Raw genomic sequence first — 20,354 nt, 5'->3', positions numbered from 1 at the left:
CGCGTTCTCCGCGGAAAAACCGTAACGGGGGAAAAGGCCATCAATGGCCGTGGGCGTCGACCCGTGCCGGGTCTGGCGATGGGCGCACCTGCGCCGGGTCGATATTGGTGGGCAGCACCCGCGCCGGGTCCTGCTTGGGCGGAGCTGCAGCCGCCGCTGGCCTGCCGCCCAGCGCCTGACGCACCATCTGCTCCATCCCACTGCCCAATTTGCTGTCATTGAGTGCGGCATTATCGCCTGTCGCAGCGCCCTTGCCCACGCCCAACTGGCCCAGGTCGGACAAATCCACCCCATTCAGACCGGGAAGTGCCTCCAGACCGGGCAAGGCCGGCATTTCCGGCACGCTCAGGTCCGGCAGCTGGGAGCGCATCCAGCTGGCTACCGGGCTGATGAACGGCAATACCGCCGATTGCTGCCATACCGGCTCACGCGGCAGCGGGGTGAAACTGGCCATCACCACCAGCACCGCGGCGAAGAACAGCCCACGCAAGGCTCCCAGGCCGAAGCCCAGCGCACGGTCGGTGCCGCTCAGGCGCATCGACTCCATCGCACTGCGCGCGGCCCAGCCGGCCATGAAGACCACCAGCATCACGCAGACGAACACCAGGATATAGCCGCCCAGCATGTGGCTGACCCGCACTGCCTGTCCTTCGGCCAGCCAGCGGCCAGCGGCACCACCGAACTGGAAGGCGGCCCAGCCGGACAACAACCAGCTGGCGGCACCCACGACGATGCCGACAAAGCCGCGCATCAAGCCCAGCAGGGCCGAGATGCCAATGATTGCAAGCAAGACCAGGTCAAACATGCTTCCTGCCTCCATGGCGAGGGGTATGAGCAGGCGCCCCCTGCGCCAGGACTCGGATGGGCATCATCAAGGGTGCTGACGCACCATGCCGCTGCTGCCGGTGCGCGCAGCCAGCTGTGCCTTCAACTGCTCGGCCGCCTCGCGGCTGGCCACCGGCCCGACCCGCACCCGGCTCAGGCTGCCCCGATCGGTCGGCACCTGCTCGACAAACGCGCTGAAACCAGCAGCGTGCATCCGCTCGCGCAGTGCTTCGGCCTCGGCGGCATTGGAGAACGCCCCCAGCTGCACCACCCAGCCCACGGCACTGGCGGCCGGCGCCCGGGGCGTCGACGGGGCCGGTGCGGGTTGCGGCTTGGCCACCGTGGCAGCCGGCTTGGGCGCCGGGGTCGTCGCCGGCGCATTGGCCGCCGGGACGCTGGGCCGCGGCGGTGTGGACGGAGGGGCGGCGGGCACGGCGGCCTGGGTGGTGGCGGCTGCGGCCGGGGCAACGGCTGGCGCCGGCGAAGGCGCGGCGGCCACCGCCGCCTGCTGCTCACCACCCTGGCCATCGAGCACCACCACCTGCGGGCTGACATCGGCACGCAGGGCCGCGGCACGCAGGCGCGCCGATTCAGCCGCCGCACGGTCGGCAAACGGGCCGATACGCACCCGCCAGGCCGGCTGCTGGTTGATCGTGGTCGGCTCACTGAAGGCACTGAAGCCGGCCTTGGCCAGGCTGGCGATCACGGTCTGCGCATCATCGGCATTGGCATAGGCACCGTAATTGACCGCAAAGTCGCCAGCAGCGGCATGCGCCGGCGTAACCGCCGCCGGTGCGGCCGGTTCGCCGCCGACAATGGCTGCCGGCATCCCGCTGACCGACTCACCGCTGCGTGCCGCCGGCACCACCAGTGGCAGTTCGCGGGTCTGCATCCGGCCATCGCCGGGGGCATCGGGCGCACGCAGGGAAATATCCTCAGCCCCGGTATCGGTTGTTGGCCCCTTGATCAGCATCGGCAGGAAAATGACCGCCAACGCCACCAGCACGGCGGCACCAATCAGGCGTTGCTTGAGGGAGTTGTCCACGTGGATCCGGCTCGAGCGTGAAGAAGGGTCGATTATAGGCGCAGGCCGCCGCCGGGTTGGCTCAGCCGGCAGGCAGCAGGCAACGACGGGCAGCGGCGACGGTCAGGAACGAGCCGGTGACCAGCACCCGGTCACCGGGCATGGCCTGTTCCAGCACCGCGGCCAGGGCTGCGGCCACATCGGGATAAGTGCGGCCTTCAATGCCCTGCCCGGCCAGTGCCGCGGCCAGCTCCTGCGCGCTGCGGCCGCGTTCGCCGGCCAGCCCCGCCAGCCACCAGCTGGTGGCATGCTCCTGCAGCACGCCGGCCACCTGCGCGGCATCCTTGTCGGCCAGCATCGCCAGCAGCACATGGGTCTTGCCGGTGCACGGACGGCTGGCCAGGGTGCGTGCGACCGCCCTGGCCGCATGCGGGTTGTGGCCGACATCCAGCAGCACATCGATGCCTTTGTGCGCAAACACCTCCATCCGCCCCGGGTTGCGTGCCGCGGCAATGCCTTGCGCCCACGCCGTGCGGGGCACCCGCCGGTCCAGCGCACGCAGCGCGGCAATCGCACTGGCGGCATTGGCCAGCTGCATCGGCCCGACCAGCGCCGGCATCGGCAGCTCCATCCGCAGGCCGACATCGCGCCAGCGCCAACGGCGATCGTCGATCACCTCGGCAAAGAAGTCGCTGCCAAAACGCAAGGCATTGGCGCCGAGCTGGTAGGCCCGCCGCAGCACGCTGGATGGCGGGTCGATCTCGCCGCAGACCACCGGCTTCCAGCCACGGATCACCCCGGCCTTTTCCGCCCCGATGCTCTCGCGGTCATCGCCGAGGAAGGCCTGGTGGTCGACATCTACGCTGGTGATGACCGCCACATCGGCATCGACGATGTTCACCGCATCCAGCCGCCCGCCCATGCCCACTTCCAGCACGGTCAGGTCCAGCCCGGCGCGCTGGAACAGCCACAGTGCCGCCAGCGTGCCGTATTCAAAATAGGTCAGCGCAGTGTCACCGCGCGCAGCCTCGATGGCAGCGAACGCCTCCACCAGCGCCGCATCCTCCACTTCCACCCCGGCAATGCGGACGCGCTCGCTGTAACGCTCCAGGTGCGGCGAGGTATAGGCACCGACCTTCCAGCCGGCCGCATGGGCAATGGCTTCAATGAACGCCACCGTGGAGCCCTTGCCATTGGTGCCGGCCACCACGATCACCCGCTTGCCCGGCTTGTCCAGCTGCAGGCGGGCGGCCACCTCGCGTACACGCTCCAGGCCCAGTGCGATGCTGGCCGGGTGTTGCTGTTCGATGAACTGGAGCCAGGCGGCGAGCGTGGTCGGAACGGGCTGGGACATGCAACAGTGCCTCACTGACAGGTAGCGCCCTCGGGTCCGGGCGTGACGCATGCAGGCGTCGGGGGGCGCCATTCTACAGGGCCCGCCCGCTGGCTTCGCCACGCCGTTCAGGCAGCCCCTCCCTGTCCACGCAGGCCGTCAGGGCAGCCGGCCTGGCTGCCCGGCAACGCGCGGGTGCTGTTGGTCCTGTTCCGGATGGCCGGAGCTGCGCTCGACCTGGACATCCCGGAGGCGACCCTGCGCATCACGCTGGACGCGCAGGATGACCTGGCCACCGATGTTCTTCGCCCGCAGCGCCGGCGGGTAGACCAGCGGACGCAACGGATGGTCCGCTGCCTGCGCCACGGCGTTGGAACCGGCCAGCACAGCAGCGGACAACAGCGCTACCTGCCACCCGCCACGCATCAAAACGCCTGCGCAGGGCCGGTGACCGGGCGGCAGATCCGCCACTGCATCCGCGCCGTAGCGGCAGCACCGGGGCTGGTTACAGCGCGCGGTGCCTGGCTTCGCCGAAGAACGGGGTGTGGTGGGCGCAGTCGTTGAGCCGTACCAGCTCCAGCTGCTCCACATCCGGCCCTTCAAGCAGGTTCAGCGTGGTCGGCGCCTGGCGGAAGGTCCACAGCTTGCTCAGCGGCAGGCCCAGCACCTTGCACAGGATCACCCGGTTGACCGCGTCATGGGCGACAACCAGCAGGGTATCGTCCTGGCCCAGGCCCTCGGTCGCCTTGGCCAATCCCCGCCAGGAACGCTCCAGCACCTGACGCAGGGATTCACCGCCGGGCATCAGTACCGTGTCCGGCTCCTCACGCCAGGCTTTCAGCCGTGAGGGGTCCTTTTCGTGGATTTCACTGGCCAACAGGCCCTCCCACTCGCCGTGGGCAATTTCCTGCAGGTCGGCATCGGTGAGCAGCATGGCTTCACGCGCCGGGCCGAGTGCCGCCTTGGCGGTGGCCTGCGCGCGCAGCAGCGGCGAAGCCACCGCACGGGTAATCGGCAGATCGGCCAGGCGGGCGCCCAGCGCCGCGGCCTGGGCCTGGCCAACGGGAGACAGCGGGATGTCGATCTGGCCTTGGTAGCGGCCTTCGGCGTTCCACGGCGTTTCGCCATGGCGGGCAAGCAGGATGCGCATGCAGCGTAAGTTCCAGTGGGGAGTGAAAACACCGCGACGGCAACGCCGCGCGGTGCCGGCATCATACCCGCTCGCCACCTCGCCGCTACGCAACCGTGTCGTAGGTAACCGTCATCAAGCCCCCACACAACAACGGCCGGCAGGATGTTACCTGCCGGCCGTTGATTGTCTTGCAGCGCAGGCCAGGCTTACTTGACCAGGTTCAGCTCCTTGAGCAGGGCCGGTGCCGGATAGACTTCCTGCATGATCCACTGCATGTAGCGGCTGTCCACGGAAATCATCCGGGTCATGGCTTCATCGAACACCCAGTTGGAGCTGACCGACTCCCAGTTGCCATCAAAGGCCAGGCCGACCAGCTTGCCATGGGCATCGAGCACCGGCGAGCCGGAGTTGCCCCCGGTGATGTCCAGGTTGGACAGGTAGTTGACCGGCACCGAACCGATGCGGGCATCTTCCAGGCCGCCGTAGCGCTTGGCCGCCACCGCATCGAGCAGGGCCTTGGGCGAATCGAACGGATCAACGCCGGTTTCCTTGGCCACCACCCCTTCCAGCGTGGTGAACGGGGTATAGGCCACGCCGTCACGCGGCGCATAGCCCATCACGTTGCCGAAAGTGATGCGCAGCGAGGAGTTGGCGTCCGGATACACGAACTGGCCCTGGCTGGCCTTGTAATCGGCCACCGCCTGCAGGTAGGTGGCACGCGCGGTCAGCGCCTCGCCGGCACGGGTCTTGCGCGCATTTTCCTGCTCCAGCAGCGACGGCATCACCGCCACCGCGTACTGGATGGCCGGGTCGGTGCTGGCCTCGAAGGCGGCCTTGTCGGCGGCAAACCACTTCAGGCGTTCTTCCAGGCTGCCCAGCTGCGAGCCACCCAGACGGGCCACCAGCGCATTGACTGCTGCCGCATCATTGCCACCCAGCCACTGCTGCAGCACCGGGTTGTTGCGCTGCTCGGCCGGCAGCGCGGCGTACTGGTTCAGCCAATAGGCCTGGATCTGCTGATCCATCGCCGGGTGGTAGCGGCGGTCCATCTGGCGCAGGCCGCCTTCGATGGTGGCCAGGTTGCGCTGCTGGTAACCCGGCTCACGTTCGGCATCGGGCTTGGCCTTTTCGATGGCCAGGCGGTACAGGGTGATGGCCGAGGCAACCAGCGGGGTGTTGTTGAACTGGCCGACGAAGAAATCACGCTCACGGGTGCTGCTGACGCTGCGGCCATGGCCGACCAGCTGCGCGTGCGCGTCCAGCGCGGCCTTGCCGGTACGCCCCTGGCCCTTGAGCCAGGCCAGTACGGCGGCTTCTTCGGCCTGCTTGGTGGCAGCGGCATTGATCCGCACGAAGCCTTCCAGCTGGCCGGCGTAGTTCTTGGTGACGTTGTTCCAGGAGGCCATCGAGTTGGCGTACTTGACCTGGATGTCCGGGTTCTGCTCACCGGCCTTTTCCACCAGCGCGATCACTTCGCCCACGTGCTTGATGGTCAGCGGATAGGCGTGCTCGGCGGTGTCGATGAATTCGCTGGCCAGCGCATAGCGGTTGGTGCGGCCCGGGTAGCCGGCCACCATCACGAAATCACCGGCGCCCAGCGGCTGGTCGGCGAACTGCAGGTGGTGCTTTGGCTGGTAGGGCACGTTGTCCTGGCTGTAGGCGGCCGGCTTGCCGTCCTTGCCGACATAGGCGCGGTAGAAGGCGAAATCGCCGGTGTGGCGCGGCCACATCCAGTTGTCGATGTCGCCACCGAACTTGCCGACGCTGCCCGGAGGCGCATAGGCCAGACGCACATCGCGGATTTCCAGGTTCTTGAACAGGCGGTAGGTGTTGCCACCGGAGAAGCTGTACAGGCGGCAGTTGAAACCGGGATCGGTTTCGCAGGCGGCAATCTGTTCCTTTTCAAAGGTTTCCAGTGCCTGCATGCGGGCCAGGCCATTCTTGCCTGCCGCCTCGATCGCCGCCTTGGCCTGTGCGGTGACATCGGTGATCTTGTCGAGCACATAAATGCGCGCATTCGGGCCGGCGCTGAGCTCCTGCTCCCGGCGGTCGGCATAGAAGCCGTCGCGGATCAGGTTGTTCCCGGCAGTGGAATTGAGCTGGATGGCGCCATAGGCGCAGTGGTGGTTGGTTGCCACCAGGCCCTGCGGGGAAACAAAGCTGGCGGTGCAGCCACCCAGCGAGACCACCGCACCCATCGGGTTGCCGGTCAGGTCGGAAATCTGCTCGGCCGACAGCTGCAGGCCCGCGGCCTTCAACGGGCCGGCAATTTCCGGCAGTTGCTGTGGCACCCACATGCCTTCGGCAGCAGTGGCCAGCGGGGCCAGGCCAAGGCCGGCAAGAACAGAAAGGGCAAGCAGGTTGGCACGCATCAGGCGGCTCCGGGAAATCAGGAAAGTGCCCGATTGTAGCCGTGCGCGCGGGCTTGGCGCAGTGTCATGCGTTGGCCCGGCCATGCCGTCCTGCAACACGTTGGTTGCAGCTGAAAGCTTATAATCGACCCCCTCCCATTCCCTTAAGTGGTATGCCGTCGATGGCACAGATGATGAAAGCGCTGGTCAAGCGCGAAGCAGCCAAGGGCATCTGGCTGGAAGAGGTTCCGGTCCCGACCCCGGGCCCGAACGAGGTACTGGTCAAACTGGAAAAGACCGCCATCTGCGGTACCGACCTGCACATCTACCTGTGGGACGAGTGGAGCCAGCGCACGATCAAGCCGGGCCTGACCATCGGCCACGAGTTCGTCGGCCGCATCGCCGCCCTCGGCTCGGCAGTGACCGGCTATGAAATCGGCCAGCGCGTCTCGGCCGAAGGCCACATCGTCTGCGGCCACTGCCGCAACTGCCGCGGCGGCCGCCAGCACCTGTGCCCGAACACGGTGGGCATCGGCGTCAACGTCAATGGCGCGTTTGCCGAATACATGGTGATGCCGGCCACCAACCTGTGGCCGATCCCGGACCAGATCCCGTCCGAGCTGGCCGCCTTCTTCGACCCCTACGGCAATGCCGCCCACTGCGCGCTGGAATTCAACGTGATCGGCGAGGACGTGCTGATCACCGGCGCCGGCCCGATCGGCATCATCGCCGCCGGCATCTGCAAGCACATCGGTGCGCGCAACGTGGTGGTCACCGACGTCAACGACTTCCGCCTGAAGCTGGCCGCCGACATGGGCGCCACCCGCGTGGTCAACGTCGCCAACACCTCGCTCAAGGACGTGATGGCCGAGCTGCACATGGAAGGCTTCGACGTCGGCCTGGAAATGAGCGGCAACCCGCACGCCTTCAACGACATGCTCGACTGCATGTACCACGGCGGCAAGATCGCCATGCTCGGCATCATGCCCAAGGGCGCCGGCTGTGACTGGGACAAGATCATCTTCAAGGGCCTGACCGTGCAGGGCATCTACGGCCGCAAGATGTACGAGACCTGGTACAAGATGACCCAGCTGGTACTGTCCGGCTTCCCGCTGGGCAAGGTGATGACCCACCAGCTGCCTATCGACCGCTTCCAGGAAGGTTTCGACCTGATGGAAGCCGGCAAGGCCGGCAAGGTCGTGCTGAGCTGGAATTGATCGAATCGAATCATCCAGCAGTACAGAACAAAGGCGCCGCAAGGCGCCTTTGTCGTTAGGGGGAATGATGGCCCGAACCCAGCCTGCATATCGTCATTTCAGAGACGCGCCGGATGTTGGACCTGCAAATGCGATTGACCTCAACGCGAAATACCAGACAGCATCTGTTGCTGTGCAACTTGCTGACCATCCAACTGCGCGCTGCGCTCCAGGGACTCCTGCACGGAAGACGGAGGCACTGTGAAATCGGCCTGTAATCGGAAGCCCGGGGTTTGGCTGGAAAAGACCCAGACCCTATCTCCCTGCATCCGTAACTCCGCATCTCCGGCCTTGATTCCTGACTCCTGCGCCTTCACCGCCACAGCAAGCACTGTGGCGTCAGACACTTCAGCTGCAAATTGCCGACGCAAGGATGCATACATCCCAGCCGCGGGATGCCCTCGATCCAGATCGGACTGAACATCAGAAATAGGCTCCGGGATTTTCCCAATACTTTTGAGCCAAGGAACGATCTTGGCATCGTAATGATCGCCGTAATAATCAAGATAGTTCTTCGTAGGATCGGTAGACGGCACCTCCGCCCCGAAGACACCAACAATCCTATTCAAGGCGGAATCGCGATCGATACGACCTGCCAAATATTCTCCAGTTATCCGCTCGTAAGCCGCAGAATTTCTGCCAGACACGCCTATATCAGGTCCGCCCGCCGCAAGAATTTCAGCGCGAACGAGCGAATTTTCCAACGTCGCCGCACCTTCATTACGAAACTGCCGATGGACGTAAGCGGAGCGAGAGCTATATTCCTGAGGCTCTTTGAACTTGTGATGACCCAGCTCATGAGAAAGAGAACGAACAACCCGCCCACCATCCCCCATAGCGTTTGAATCAACAACTATCCTTCTATTACGGGCATCGTAATAAGCCCCCTTTCCCGCAGCACCCCATTCCACCGCATAGCCATCGGCATTCAACACAGCCAGACCTGCTCGAAGAGTTGCAGATTGTGCCAATAGCGGTGCAACCGCCGGGTCATCTAGCGGAGTTGCAGCCCGGGCGGTCGACCGAGCAGATGCAGCGCTTGCGCTGCCTCCCGGAGAAGGATTTTCATCCGAATGAAAAGTGCTCACACAGGCTCTCCCTGCCAGCTTCCGCCCAAACCCGTCAGCGATCGCTAATGGAAATTTGAACGATATGTGTTTCGCCCTCGTCCAAGCCCAGGACGACATTCCGACCATTCATCTGCATAGTCCAATATCCTTTAGAACCTCTCGCATCAGGATCCGGCGGGTGGGGCATTGCTTCTGACCATTCGCTTCCACGAAACGGTGCGCCAGGTGCTTCCAACGAAAAGAGAAGAACATGCGCGCCGCTATTTTCAGCACCGGCTCGCAACTCGATATTCCGCAAGCCAGTGCGGCCAAGCACACCCCTGTCGGATTTCCTGACTATCAAGCCGTGAACATTTTCAGCATCGCTAAAGGTTGTCGCCAGTGCCGTTTGAACTCCGCTCAAGTCACCAAATCGAATCTTGCTAAGCGACTCAAGCGCCTCCCTGAACTCGTTATTCACTGCGTCACTCCTGCTCATTGCATCTATTGAATGATCTTCGGCGACATCACCGCGCTGAGCAACTTCATGCCTCAGCGCCTCTGGGATAGAGCCGGAGCAAGCAACCAACGAAGCGACGCACACAGCACCACATAAAGGTAACGGCAACGAAGTAAAGCGCATCGGCTGACTCTTCATCGGGAATATCTTTCATGCAAACCTACACGAAAAGAGCGCGCGCATCGTGAATGCGGACTGCGTACTCCAACGATCTCCATACGGAATCTACGGCCGCAAGATGTACGAGACCTGGTACAAGATGACCCAGCTGGTACTGTCCGGCTTCCCGCTGGGCAAGGTGATGACCCACCAGCTGCCTATCGACCGCTTCCAGGAAGGTTTCGACCTGATGGAAGCCGGCAAGGCCGGCAAGGTCGTGCTGAGCTGGAACTGACTCGAAAAGAATCGTCCATTGATGCAAAACAAAGGCGCCTTCAGGCGCCTTTGTTTTTAGCTGGAGTGGTGACGTAAATTTCAACCACGCTTTTCCAATTCAGAGTAACGCCGGAAGGCAAACCTAAAGCAGCAACTCACCGCGAAACACCAGACAGCGCTTGCTGCTGCACAACTTGCTGAGCATCCAGCTGCGTGCTGCGCTCAAGAGACTCCCGTACCGAAGGCGGAGACACTGCGAGGTCTGCCTGAAATCTGAAGCCAGGGGTCTGGCTCGAAAAAACCCAGACCCTGTCTCCCTGCAGATGCAACTCGGCATCTCCCGGCTTGATCCCCACCTCCCGCGCTTTCACCGCAACATCAAGCACCGCGGCGTCAGAAATTTCAGGAGAAAATTTCTCACGCAAAGACGCGTACATCCCAGCCGCTGGGTAACCATGCCCGAGGTGAATCTGCCCCTCAGAAAAAGGCTCAGGAACTTTTCCGATACTTTTCAGCCAGGGAACGATTTTGCGATCGTAATGATCGCCATAATAATCAAGATAGTTCTTCGTGGGATCGGTAGACGGCACCTCAGCCCCGAATACCCCAGCAATCTGATTCAACGCAGAATCACGATCGATACGCCCTGCCGAATACTCTCCTGCTATCCACTCGTATGCCGCGGAGTTTCTTCCAGATACACCGATATCAGGCCCACCCGCTGCAAGAATTTCCGCGCGCACAAGCGCATTCTCCAGCGTCGCCGCACCTTCATTACGAAGCTGCCGATGCACATAAGCAGCACGCGAACTGTAATCCTCAGCCCCCTGAAACTTGTGGTGGCCTATTTCATGAGACAAGGACTTTGCCAGCTTTTTGCCGTCCCCCATGGAGTTTCTGTCGATTATGATCCGATCATTGATCTCATCATAGTATGTTCCACCGCCAGCCCTCCCCCACTGCACACTGAAGCGGTCCGCACGCACCAAAGCCACTCCTGACCGCAATGTTGCTGACTGAGCCAGAAGCGGCGCAAGTGCGGGATCTTCCAATGGCGTTGAAGGAAGGGATGAAGAAATTGTGCTCGGGGCCGCTCGTCCAGGTGGGGGCGAAGTTTCCATTCAGATGTCCTCCAGTTAGCCCTTGGCCCTTCAATCATCGACACGGAAAGCACTCAACGGTTATTGATAGCAACCTGAACGATGTGGCTTTCTTCTGCATTCATCCCAAACACAACACTCACTCCATCTCCCGGGACCTTCCAATAACCCTTGGAGTCGTTGGCCCCAGGATCTGGAGGACTTGGCATGGCCTCAGGCCATTGCTTGGTTGCGAACGGCACGCCTGGTGGAGTAATCGTGAACAGCAGCACGTGAGGCCCCTCACCACCCAAACCACTCCTCAGCTCTATATCGCGAACTGGATAACCTTCAAAAGTTCCCTGATCCGACTTCCTCACCAGTGACCCCTGCACTTGGCTCCCTTCGCTCAACGTCGTACCTAAAATACGCTGCACAAAGGCGAGATCACCCAACGACGTCTTGGTGAACTCCTGAATGCCCCGCTTGAATCCTTCGCTCACGATATTGCTCCTACCAACAGCACCATTGGGATGATTGTCGACACCCGCGCGCCTGACACTTTGCGGCGGTGCAACGCCACATCCCACCAATATCACTACAACGGCCAGGACAGTGCAGCGTAGAACCAACGATGTGTAGGGCACCTTCCGATCCTTGATCGCGCGCTTGGAGCCATTGTAATTACCCCTAACGGGACGCTCCGATCAAGAGCCCTGCCCCGTAGTGATAACTCGAGCACATGAAAAAGGCGCCTTGCGGCGCCTTTTTCATGCAGCGGAGCGCTGACTCAGTTACCGAAGGAAACGCTCAGCACGACGCGGTCATCGGCGGTCTCGCCGAAGTTGTACTCGCCGCGGCTGTTGGTGCCGTGGTAGGTCAGGCCGACAGTGGCCGGGCCAAACGCGCGGCTCACGCCCAGGCTCCAGTCCAGGTAATCCTCGGCCACATCCTTTTCGAAGGTGCTGTAGCCCAGGCCGGCGTTCAGGCTGAACTCCTGCGGCAGTTCCCACTCGCCGCCCACGGCGACGTACCAGCCGTCGGTGTCGGTGTTCCAGACATCGTTGGAGTAGGCCACGGTGGCGCTGTAGGTGTCAGCGAAGGTGGTGGTGGTGATCAGCTCGTTGTAGTTGTTGCTGCCGGCATCCGGGTACAGGTAGCGGGTCAGCGCGGCATCGAAGTTGACCTGCTCGGTGAGGTCGGTGTTCCAGCCGATGGTCACGTCCACTTCGTAATCCGGCTTGTCGGTGCCGAAATCCACACCCGATGCCCAGACATTGGCATAGATGCCCGGGGCGGTGGTGTAGGTGAAACCGGCCTGCACGGTCGGGTCCTCGTCGGTCTGCGAGGCGCCACGGAACACGTAGTCCGATACGGCAGCCACTTCCCAGCTGTAGGGCGACTCATCGGCGGCCAGGGCCGACAACGGGGCAGCAAGCAGGACGGCACAGGCCAGGGCGGTGATGCGATGGTTCATGGGTTCTCTCCAGCAGGACGTGGGTGGGTACAGCACTTGGAACACATGGCAGATCGCTCTACAGCACAGATGCTTCTGCTTTACGGTTTTTTAACCCAGGTGCTTTTGCGACGCAACAATAACGGCTTGCGGCCGGTTTGGCATCCGTCCGCCGTCCCCGCTGTTCAGCAGCCAGACCCGTAATTGCCCGGCAGCGGTAGAATTGGGCTTTTCCTGCCGGATTCTTCGCCATGACCGACGCTCGCACCGCCGCACCGCTCACTGCCCGTTATGCGCAGGAGCTCGACGCCATCCGCGAACAGGGCCTGTTCAAGTCCGAGCGCATCATCACCAGCCCGCAGTCGGCCGAAATCACCCTGGACGATGGCCGCCAGGTGCTGAATTTCTGCGCCAACAACTACCTGGGCCTGGCCGACCACCCGGACCTGATCCAGGCCGCAAAGGACGCACTGGACAGCCACGGCTTCGGCATGGCCTCGGTACGCTTCATCTGCGGCACCCAGGACCTGCACAAGCAGCTGGAGGCGCAGATTGCCGGCTTCTTCGGCAAGGACGACACCATCCTGTATGCGGCCTGCTTCGACGCCAACGGCGGCCTGTTCGAACCGCTGCTGGGCGAGAACGATGCGATCATCTCCGACGCCCTGAACCATGCCTCGATCATCGACGGCGTGCGCCTGTGCAAGGCCAGGCGCTACCGCTATGCCAACTGCGACATGGCCGATCTGGAAGCCCAGCTCAAGCAGGCCAAGGCCGACGGCGCACAGACCATCCTGATCACCACCGATGGTGTGTTCTCGATGGACGGCTTCATCGCCCCGCTTGATGAAATCACCGCCCTGGCCGAAAAGTACGGCGCCTTGGTGCACATCGACGAATGCCATGCCACCGGCTTCCTCGGCGATACCGGCCGTGGCTCGGCCGAGGTCAAGGGCGTGCTGGAGAAGATCGACATCATCACCGGCACCCTGGGCAAGGCGATGGGCGGCGCGCTGGGCGGTTTCACCACCGGCCGCGCCGAAGTGATCGAGATGCTGCGCCAGCGCTCGCGCCCGTACCTGTTCTCCAACTCGCTGCCGCCGCACGTGGTGGCCGCCGGCATCAAGGCCTTCGAGATGCTCGATGCCGCCGGCGACCTGCGCGAGCAGCTGAAGGAAAATACCGCCTACTTCCGCAGCCAGATGACCGCCGCCGGTTTTGACATCAAGCCGGGCGTGCACCCGATCAGCCCGGTGATGCTGTACGACGCCCCGCTGGCACAGAAGTTTGCCGAGCGCCTGCTCGAGGAAGGCATCTATGCCATCGGCTTCTTCTTTCCGGTCGTGCCCAAGGGCCAGGCGCGCATCCGCACCCAGATCAGCGCCGCGCACACCCGTGAGCACCTGGACCGCGCCATCGCTGCGTTCACCCGGATCGGCATCGAACTGGGAGTGATCAAGGGCTGACCGCTGACCGGCAGGGCGGCGGCTACGTGCCCCGCCCTGCCCTGACCACAACACGGCTGCCGGGTGCCAGCCAGCGCCCGCCGCTGCGCGGCGCCCGTGGCGCCGCCCCCTGTTCCCATAGCGCAGAAAGGGCCTGGTCCTCGCGTTTGCCTGCCGCACCTGGAGCGGACGGCGGCGCCGTACGGACGATGCCACCGCCAGCCAAACAGCCAGCGACGGTCAAATGCCAGGCAGGCCCATCGCTGCGTGAGCGGCCGCGACCGTCCAGCCACTGTCGCCTTCCCCACCCAGCCGCGCAGCAAGACCAGCGTCCAGCGGCAGTGGATCAGCAGCAGGGAAACATTGCCCCGGCTCTGCTGGACGGAGCCGCGGCCACAAAAAAAGCGCCGCAGGGCGGCGCTTTTTTCAGGTCGGCCAGATCAATGGATGGCACTGCTCTCGGCGGCTTCGGCCTTGGCCGGCTCGGCTGCCGGCGCAGCATTGCCACGGGCCACACGGATGCCATTGGCCTTCATCCAGGCATCAAATTCGTCGGCGCTCATCTTCTTGCCGCCTTCGGACATGTTGAAGCGGTAAGCACCGTGGACATCGCGCTCGGCGGTCGGCTGCTGCGCCGCCACCTCGACCACCTTCGGCTCCACCGGCGCCTGGGCAACCGGGGCCGGGGCGCTTGCACACGCACTCAGGGCCAATGCCACCACAGCAGAACAGGTCAGGGAACGGATCAGCGTGGACATGACATGGGTCTTTGTTAGCGGAAGGTGACCAAGTCTAATCCGATCATCCGGAAAAGCCAGCCGGCTGTTTGAGAATCCGCGATAGCAATCACGCAATAGTGACCTGACAGGGGCTGCGCAAGGCATTGATCTCCTGGGCAGTAAGCAGACGCCACTGGCCTTTGGGCAGTTCACCCAGGGATACCTCGCCAATGGCCGTGCGCAGCAGGCGCTGTACTTCCAACCCATGTACCTGCATCAGACGCCGGATATGCCGGTTGCGCCCCTCCTCCAGCACCACTTCCAGCCAACTGCTGCGCTGGCCCTGGCGCAGCAGGCGCACCGAAAGCGCTGACAACCACTGCCCCTCATGCTCGGCGCCAGCGGCAATGGCGGCGACCTGATTGTCACTGAGCACGGCATCGACCTGTACATGATAGGTCTTGCGTATCCCGCCGACATGCGAGGTGATCAATGCCGCCCATTCCGGATCACTACTGAAGAGCAGCAGGCCTTCACTGGCCTTGTCCAGACGCCCCACCGGGGCCAGCCACGGCAGCTGGGCCGCCTCAAAGCAGCGATACACCGTATCGCGCCCGCGCTCATCGACCGTGGTGGTAACCAGGCCGCGTGGCTTGTTGAGCATCAGATACAGGTGTTCGCGCTGCCCCAGCAGCTGGCCATCGACGCGAACCTTGCTGTGCCCACTGCGCACCGGAAACTCCGGGTCCAGCACTTTCCTGCCATCCACACTGACCCGTCCGGCCTGCACCCAGCGCGCCGCCTCGGTACGTGAGCAGACACCGGCCTTGGACAGCACCCGGGCCACGCCATGGCGCGGGCCGGCATCTCCCAGGCCTGCCTTTGCCTGGCGCAGGTCACGAGCCGGCCGGCCCACCGGTGCCTGGCCTGGCCTGCTTGATCTGCTGGTGGGCTTGCTGGGTTTTGGCGGGTGTCTGGGCATACAACGATTCACAACCGCCAACGGCGGCTTACTTGACCAAGGGCTCGACAGCAGCCGGAGCCGCTTCAGCGCGCGGGCGCACAACGCGAACCCCGCGGGCCTTCATCCAGGCATCAAATTCTTCTGCCGTCATCTGCTTGCCGCCCTGGGTCATGTCAAACCGCCACGGGGTGTTGTCATGCGCGGTCTGCGGCCGATAGGCCGCCGGATCCGCTGCGGCAGCCAGCGCACTGACGCTGGGTGCAACCATGGCTGCGGCCGTGCTGTCGCACCCCTCGATATGCAGGCGCTGCAACACCCGCTCGGCGGACTGTTCGAAAGTAAAGGGCGCCGCCAGACCACCAGAAGGCATCCCCAGCTGGGCATTGCGCAGGTACAACTCCGCAGCCACAGGCGCACTGACTGTTGCCGGCAAGACCAGCGGCTGCCTGCCCACCGCTGCCGAGCAATCCACTGCGGCCTGTGCCCAGGGACTGATGCCGACCAGAGCCAGCACAAAAAGACAGTCAGGACGCAGCATGGGCAAGTGCTCGCGATAGGGAAGGTGCAGTGTAACAGTGGTGCCGGGCGGCCAAAGCCCGCCATTGCGGCTGCCGGCCTGCTCCTGCCCATATCGGTCAAGTCGACGGCTTCGTGGACCTGCGGCAACAAGAAAGGCCCAGCTTGCGCTGGGCCTTTTCCAGTAAACCGACCGGGAAGGATCAGTTCTGGACGTTCAGCTCGGTACGACGGTTCTTGGCACGGCCTTCCGGGTTGTCCGAACCATCGGCATTGGTGTTCGGAGCAATCGGACGCGACTCACCGTAGCCGATCGGGCCGGTCAGACGCGAAGCAGCCACACCCTGCGAGGTCAGGTAGTCGTACACGGCAGTGGCACGACGCTCGGACAGCTTCTGGTTGTAGGCATCGGTACCCTTGGAGTCGGTGTGGCCAGCCACTTCGACGCGCAGATCCGGGTAACGCTTCAGGATTTCAGCCGCTTCGCCCAGGATCGAGACCGCATCCGGACGCAGGGTCGACTTGTCGTAGTCGAAGTTGACACCCTTCAGGTCGATCGAGATCGGCACCGGGCAACCGTCCGGACCAATGGTCTGGCCCGGCTGCGAGTTCGGGCACTTGTCGTCACAGTTGTTGACGCCGTCACCGTCGTCATCCAGGTCGGCGCAGCTCGGAGCAACCGGAGCCGGGGCCGGAGCCGGGGCCGGGGCGGCAACAGCCTTCGGGCCCAGCGGGATCACCACGCCAACCGAGGCCAGCAGGTCGCCGAACATGTCTTCGTTCGGGGAGTTGTAGCTCTGATCGTCGAAGTCAGCGCGGTAAGCCAGTTCGGCACGCACGGCAACCGCCTTGTCGAAGGTGGTCTGCATGCCAACGCCAACCTTGGCAGCAAAGTTGCCGTCTTCACGCTGGCCCGGGGAATTCGGGCTCGGCGAAGCGTCAAACTCTTCTTCCGACTTCTGGTAGCCCAGACCCATCAACATGTACGGGTTCCAGCCACGGCCTTCGGTCACGAAGTGACGACGCAGGTCCAGCGAAGCGCCGTACTGCGACCAGTTCATGTCCTGGTTGGCGTCCATGTTCGGGTTCTGATAGTTCAGATCGAAGTCCAGCGACCACACCGGGCTGATGAACTTGCCCAGGCCAACCGAAACGAACGGAGCGTCATCGGTGCCACGGTCGCTGTCCTGGAAGTTAAAGCCGGTGGCGCCGGTCAGGTACCAACGGTCATCGAAATCCTGTGCGCTGGCCGCCTGGGCAACAGCCAGACCACCCAGCAGTGCTGCTGCGAGAAGCTTCTTGTTCATCGGTACAACTCCTTGTGTCGGGGTTTGGAAACCGGTACGGCGATATCCAGCACAGAGGTTCCTGTCAGACTGAACCGCCTTACCGTGTTGCCATCGCCGCGCAGATTATGCGCGCAAATGTGAAGGCGATGTTAACTCGACCATAACATGTACAGCCAACGCCACCTTCCGGGCCTGCTGAATAAATAGAGCGTTCAGGTTTATGACCTCGCTCCCTATTTTAGCGTCAGAGCACGCTTGTCTGGCAAGTCCCCAGCCGGATGGGCCATCATTCAGGTCCGATCGCATTGAAGGGCCCAGCACATGAAAACGATTGTCGTGCATCACCCTCAGCACGGTGCCGCGGGGCCCTCGTTGCTGGAACAGAGCGCACCGGCGCCACCGTCACCGCAGGGCCATCAGCTGTGTATCGCGGTGCAGGCGGTCTCGGTCAACCCGGTGGATACCAAATTGCGCCGCAACCATCCGGCCGATGCGCCAGCACGCATTCTCGGTTTTGACGCCGCTGGCACCGTCCTGGCCGTTGGCCCGCTGGCCGAGGATTTCGAGATCGGCGACCGGGTTTACTACGCTGGCGACATCACCCAGCCCGGCAGCAACGCGCAGCTGCAGCTGGTGGACAGCCGCCTGGTCGCGCCGATGCCGACCACCCTGGATTTTGCGCAGGCCGCCGCGCTGCCGCTGGTCACCCTGACCGCCTGGGAGCTGCTGTTTTGCCGGATGCCGTTCCAGGTGGATTGCAGCCGTGCCCGCGGCAAGCACCTGCTGGTGATTGGCGGCGCCGGTGGGGTCGGCTCGATGGCCATCCAGCTGGCCCGGCATGCCGGCTTCCGGGTGATTGCCACCGCCTCGCGTACAGACTCCCGGCAATGGTGCCTGCAGCTGGGAGCCGAGGCGGTCATCAACCATCACCAGCCACTGGCCCCGCAGCTGGCCGCCCTGGGGGTGGAACAGGTCGAGGTGGTGCTGAACCTGGCCGACACGGACGGTTACTGGGATCAAATCGGGCAGTTGATCGCGCCGCAGGGGCATGTCGGGCTGATCGTCGAGCCAACCGGCGCCTTGCGCATCGGTGACCCCTACAAGGCCAAGAGCGTCTCCATCCACTGGGAATTCATGTTCACCCGTTCGCGCTTTGCCACCGCCGATATGGCCGAGCAACACCGCATCCTCAAGCGCGCCGCCAGCATGGTCGATGCCGGGGTCCTGCTGACGCCGCATACCCGCACGCTGGGCACGATCAATCTGGCCAACCTGCAGCAGGCCCACGCAGCGGTGGAAAGTGGCACCACGATCGGCAAACTGACCCTGGCCGGCTGGGACTGAGCCGGCGTCCGGGGCAGGTGCCTCGTGCCGGGCCTTGGCCACCATCCAGGCCCGGATGGTGGCTCACCTCCGGCAGACCAGCGATCACGCCCCAGGACACTGCCGCCCCCACTCCCACCGGCCGGCGTTGACAAGGCCCGCAGGCATCCGTTCCGGCAGGTGCACCCCGCCATCCGGCAGACAGCCAGGGCACGGAGCAGCATCGCTGCCGGGGCGCGCTGCCGCGGGCGTGCAGATGATCAGCAGCGTGCGACAGCTGTCACCGCACGCGCCTTCCCTGCCAAGTGCCAATGCTCGGACCGGCCGATGCAACACCGATGGCCGCGCCAGTTTCCAGGACAGAAGACACCGCCAAGGCAAAGGGAGCTGCCATGATCGGCAGCCCGGCCATTGCCTGGAGGCCGATGCGCCCGCTGCCAGCGGACATATCCCTTGCCCTTGGCCAGCCAAGCAGGCACCCTGCGCCAATCCATACGTATCCGTATCCGCATGCCAATGACCACCACTGCCGCTGCTGCCTACCCCCACCTGTTTGCTCCGCTGGACCTGGGCTTTACCCAGCTGCGCAACCGTATCGTGATGGGCTCCATGCACACCGGGCTGGAAGACCGCGCGCGTGATTTTCCGAAGCTGGCGGCGTATTTCGCCGAACGCGCCGCCGGCGGCGTCGGCCTGATCATCACCGGCGGCTTTGCCCCGAATGTGGCCGGCTGGCTGACCCCGTTCGGCTCGAAGATGTCCATGCCCTGGGAAGTCGGCCGCCACCGCCAGGTCACCGAAGCGGTGCACGCGCACGGGGCGAAGATCTGCATGCAGCTGCTGCATGCCGGGCGCTATGGCTACCACCCGCTGCAGGTGGCACCGAGCAAGCGCAAGGCGCCGATCAACCCGTTCACCCCGCGCGAGCTGACTGCCGCCGGTGTCCAGCGCCAGATCAAGGCCTTCGCCCGCGCCGCCCGGCTGGCCCGCCAGGCCGGTTATGACGGGGTCGAGGTGATGGGCTCGGAAGGCTACCTGATCAACCAGTTCACCGCCGCGCGCACCAATGGCCGCGACGATGCCTGGGGTGGCGATGCCGCCCGGCGGATGCGCTTTGCAGTGGAGGTCGTACGCCAGGTACGCCAGGCCTGCGGCGAGGACTTCATCATCATCTACCGGCTGTCGCTGGCCGACCTGGTGGAAGGCGGCAACAACTGGGAGGAGATCGTGGCCCAGGCCCGGGCCGTGGAAGCGGCCGGGGCGACGCTCATCAATACCGGGATCGGCTGGCACGAGTCGCGCGTGCCGACCATCGCCACTTCGGTACCGCGCGCGGCCTTTGTCGGCGCCACCGCCAAGCTGCGGCCGCTGGTCGGCATCCCGGTGATCGCGGTCAACCGGCTCAATACGCCGGACGTGGCCGAACAGGTGCTGGCCAGCAACCAGGCCGACCTGGTCTCGCTGGCCCGCCCGTTGCTGGCTGACCCGCAATGGCCCAACAAGGCGCGCGCCGGCCGGGCGGACCGGATCAACACCTGCATTGCCTGCAACCAGGCCTGCCTGGACCACGTGTTCGAGAACAAGGCCGTCAGCTGCCTGGTCAACCCACGCGCGGCCCACGAAACCGAATTGAACTACCTGCCGACCAGCGCCCCGAAGCGGATTGCCGTGGTCGGTGCCGGCCCGGCCGGGCTGGCC

At 64.1% G+C, this 20,354-nt stretch carries 19 protein-coding genes and 1 pseudogene; 5 read left to right on the top strand and 15 right to left on the bottom strand.

The features are described 5' to 3' along the window. Window positions 1-40 precede the first annotated feature (40 nt). From ABB25_RS12105 to ABB25_RS12080, 6 genes are all read right to left on the bottom strand, one after another. Window positions 41-805 carry a CvpA family protein gene (locus tag ABB25_RS12105; RefSeq protein WP_057667180.1) on the bottom strand — a complete coding sequence of 255 codons (765 nt, stop codon included), beginning with the start codon at window positions 803-805 and terminating at the stop codon, window positions 41-43. Window positions 806-871: 66 nt separating this feature from the next. After that, on the bottom strand, window positions 872-1,870 hold the full coding sequence (locus ABB25_RS12100) for an SPOR domain-containing protein (protein ID WP_057667179.1): 999 nt from the start codon (window positions 1,868-1,870) through the stop codon (window positions 872-874). A 61-nt stretch (window positions 1,871-1,931) separates the two neighbouring features. Beyond that, the gene (folC, locus tag ABB25_RS12095) at window positions 1,932-3,203 is read right to left on the bottom strand and encodes a bifunctional tetrahydrofolate synthase/dihydrofolate synthase (RefSeq protein WP_057667178.1); all 1,272 of its coding nucleotides are present in this window, start codon (window positions 3,201-3,203) and stop codon (window positions 1,932-1,934) included. Between the two features lie 138 nt (window positions 3,204-3,341). Then, window positions 3,342-3,581, bottom strand: a complete 240-nt coding sequence (locus ABB25_RS14785; RefSeq protein ID WP_160319441.1) for a TonB family protein — start codon at window positions 3,579-3,581, stop codon at window positions 3,342-3,344. 106 nt (window positions 3,582-3,687) lie between these two features. Beyond that, window positions 3,688-4,332, bottom strand: coding sequence for a histidine phosphatase family protein (locus ABB25_RS12085; RefSeq protein ID WP_057667174.1), 645 nt, complete (start codon window positions 4,330-4,332; stop codon window positions 3,688-3,690). A 188-nt stretch (window positions 4,333-4,520) separates the two neighbouring features. After that, window positions 4,521-6,686 (bottom strand): S46 family peptidase, encoded by a 2,166-nt coding sequence (locus ABB25_RS12080; RefSeq protein WP_057667173.1) that lies wholly within the window; start codon window positions 6,684-6,686, stop codon window positions 4,521-4,523. A gap of 161 nt (window positions 6,687-6,847) precedes the next feature. Between ABB25_RS12080 and tdh the strand changes: the two genes are divergently transcribed. Further along, window positions 6,848-7,882 (top strand): L-threonine 3-dehydrogenase, encoded by a 1,035-nt coding sequence (gene tdh / locus ABB25_RS12075; protein ID WP_057667172.1) that lies wholly within the window; start codon window positions 6,848-6,850, stop codon window positions 7,880-7,882. Between the two features lie 140 nt (window positions 7,883-8,022). Here the strand turns inward: tdh and ABB25_RS14620 are convergent, their stop codons facing one another. Further along, entirely contained in the window at window positions 8,023-9,009 is a 987-nt protein-coding gene (locus ABB25_RS14620; RefSeq protein WP_152981211.1) for a hypothetical protein, read from the bottom strand. Window positions 9,010-9,043: 34 nt separating this feature from the next. Beyond that, complete coding sequence (locus ABB25_RS14615) at window positions 9,044-9,628, bottom strand: hypothetical protein (RefSeq protein ID WP_152981210.1); 585 nt, start codon at window positions 9,626-9,628, stop codon at window positions 9,044-9,046. 82 nt (window positions 9,629-9,710) lie between these two features. On the opposite strand from ABB25_RS14615, the pseudogene ABB25_RS14610 reads away from it, so the two are divergent. Beyond that, window positions 9,711-9,884: pseudogene (locus tag ABB25_RS14610) on the top strand (L-threonine 3-dehydrogenase); the annotation flags it as partial. Window positions 9,885-10,020: 136 nt separating this feature from the next. Here ABB25_RS14610 and ABB25_RS14605 read toward each other — a convergent pair. From ABB25_RS14605 to ABB25_RS12055, 3 genes are all read right to left on the bottom strand, one after another. Next, window positions 10,021-10,851, bottom strand: a complete 831-nt coding sequence (locus ABB25_RS14605) for a zinc metalloprotease (protein WP_160319440.1) — start codon at window positions 10,849-10,851, stop codon at window positions 10,021-10,023. 188 nt (window positions 10,852-11,039) lie between these two features. Next, window positions 11,040-11,447: a hypothetical protein gene (locus tag ABB25_RS14600; protein ID WP_152981208.1), complete on the bottom strand. Its 408-nt coding sequence runs from the start codon at window positions 11,445-11,447 to the stop codon at window positions 11,040-11,042. A gap of 287 nt (window positions 11,448-11,734) precedes the next feature. Next, complete coding sequence (locus tag ABB25_RS12055) at window positions 11,735-12,421, bottom strand: TorF family putative porin (RefSeq protein ID WP_057667163.1); 687 nt, start codon at window positions 12,419-12,421, stop codon at window positions 11,735-11,737. A gap of 230 nt (window positions 12,422-12,651) precedes the next feature. On the opposite strand from ABB25_RS12055, the gene kbl reads away from it, so the two are divergent. Further along, on the top strand, window positions 12,652-13,866 hold the full coding sequence (gene kbl, locus ABB25_RS12050) for a glycine C-acetyltransferase (protein ID WP_057667161.1): 1,215 nt from the start codon (window positions 12,652-12,654) through the stop codon (window positions 13,864-13,866). A gap of 419 nt (window positions 13,867-14,285) precedes the next feature. Here the strand turns inward: kbl and ABB25_RS12045 are convergent, their stop codons facing one another. The 4 genes from ABB25_RS12045 to ABB25_RS12030 all read right to left on the bottom strand — a co-directional run bounded on the left by ABB25_RS12045 (window position 14,286) and on the right by ABB25_RS12030 (window position 17,351). Beyond that, on the bottom strand, window positions 14,286-14,603 hold the full coding sequence (locus ABB25_RS12045; RefSeq protein WP_057667159.1) for a hypothetical protein: 318 nt from the start codon (window positions 14,601-14,603) through the stop codon (window positions 14,286-14,288). Window positions 14,604-14,691: 88 nt separating this feature from the next. Next, the gene (locus tag ABB25_RS12040; RefSeq protein WP_057667157.1) at window positions 14,692-15,546 is read right to left on the bottom strand and encodes a pseudouridine synthase; all 855 of its coding nucleotides are present in this window, start codon (window positions 15,544-15,546) and stop codon (window positions 14,692-14,694) included. Between the two features lie 28 nt (window positions 15,547-15,574). Next, window positions 15,575-16,066, bottom strand: coding sequence for a hypothetical protein (locus ABB25_RS12035; RefSeq protein WP_057667156.1), 492 nt, complete (start codon window positions 16,064-16,066; stop codon window positions 15,575-15,577). A gap of 181 nt (window positions 16,067-16,247) precedes the next feature. Beyond that, window positions 16,248-17,351 carry an OmpA family protein gene (locus ABB25_RS12030; protein WP_057667154.1) on the bottom strand — a complete coding sequence of 368 codons (1,104 nt, stop codon included), beginning with the start codon at window positions 17,349-17,351 and terminating at the stop codon, window positions 16,248-16,250. 303 nt (window positions 17,352-17,654) lie between these two features. Between ABB25_RS12030 and ABB25_RS12025 the strand changes: the two genes are divergently transcribed. Further along, on the top strand, window positions 17,655-18,677 hold the full coding sequence (locus ABB25_RS12025) for a zinc-binding alcohol dehydrogenase family protein (protein ID WP_057667151.1): 1,023 nt from the start codon (window positions 17,655-17,657) through the stop codon (window positions 18,675-18,677). Window positions 18,678-19,172: 495 nt separating this feature from the next. Next, a partial coding sequence (locus ABB25_RS12020; protein ID WP_484600286.1) for a 2,4-dienoyl-CoA reductase FMN-binding domain-containing protein occupies window positions 19,173-20,354 on the top strand: 1,182 nt, incomplete at its 3' end.

This window comes from Stenotrophomonas koreensis, assembly GCF_001431525.1.
GTDB lineage: Bacteria > Pseudomonadota > Gammaproteobacteria > Xanthomonadales > Xanthomonadaceae > Stenotrophomonas > Stenotrophomonas koreensis.
This window is presented reverse-complemented; position numbering and strand designations above follow the sequence as displayed.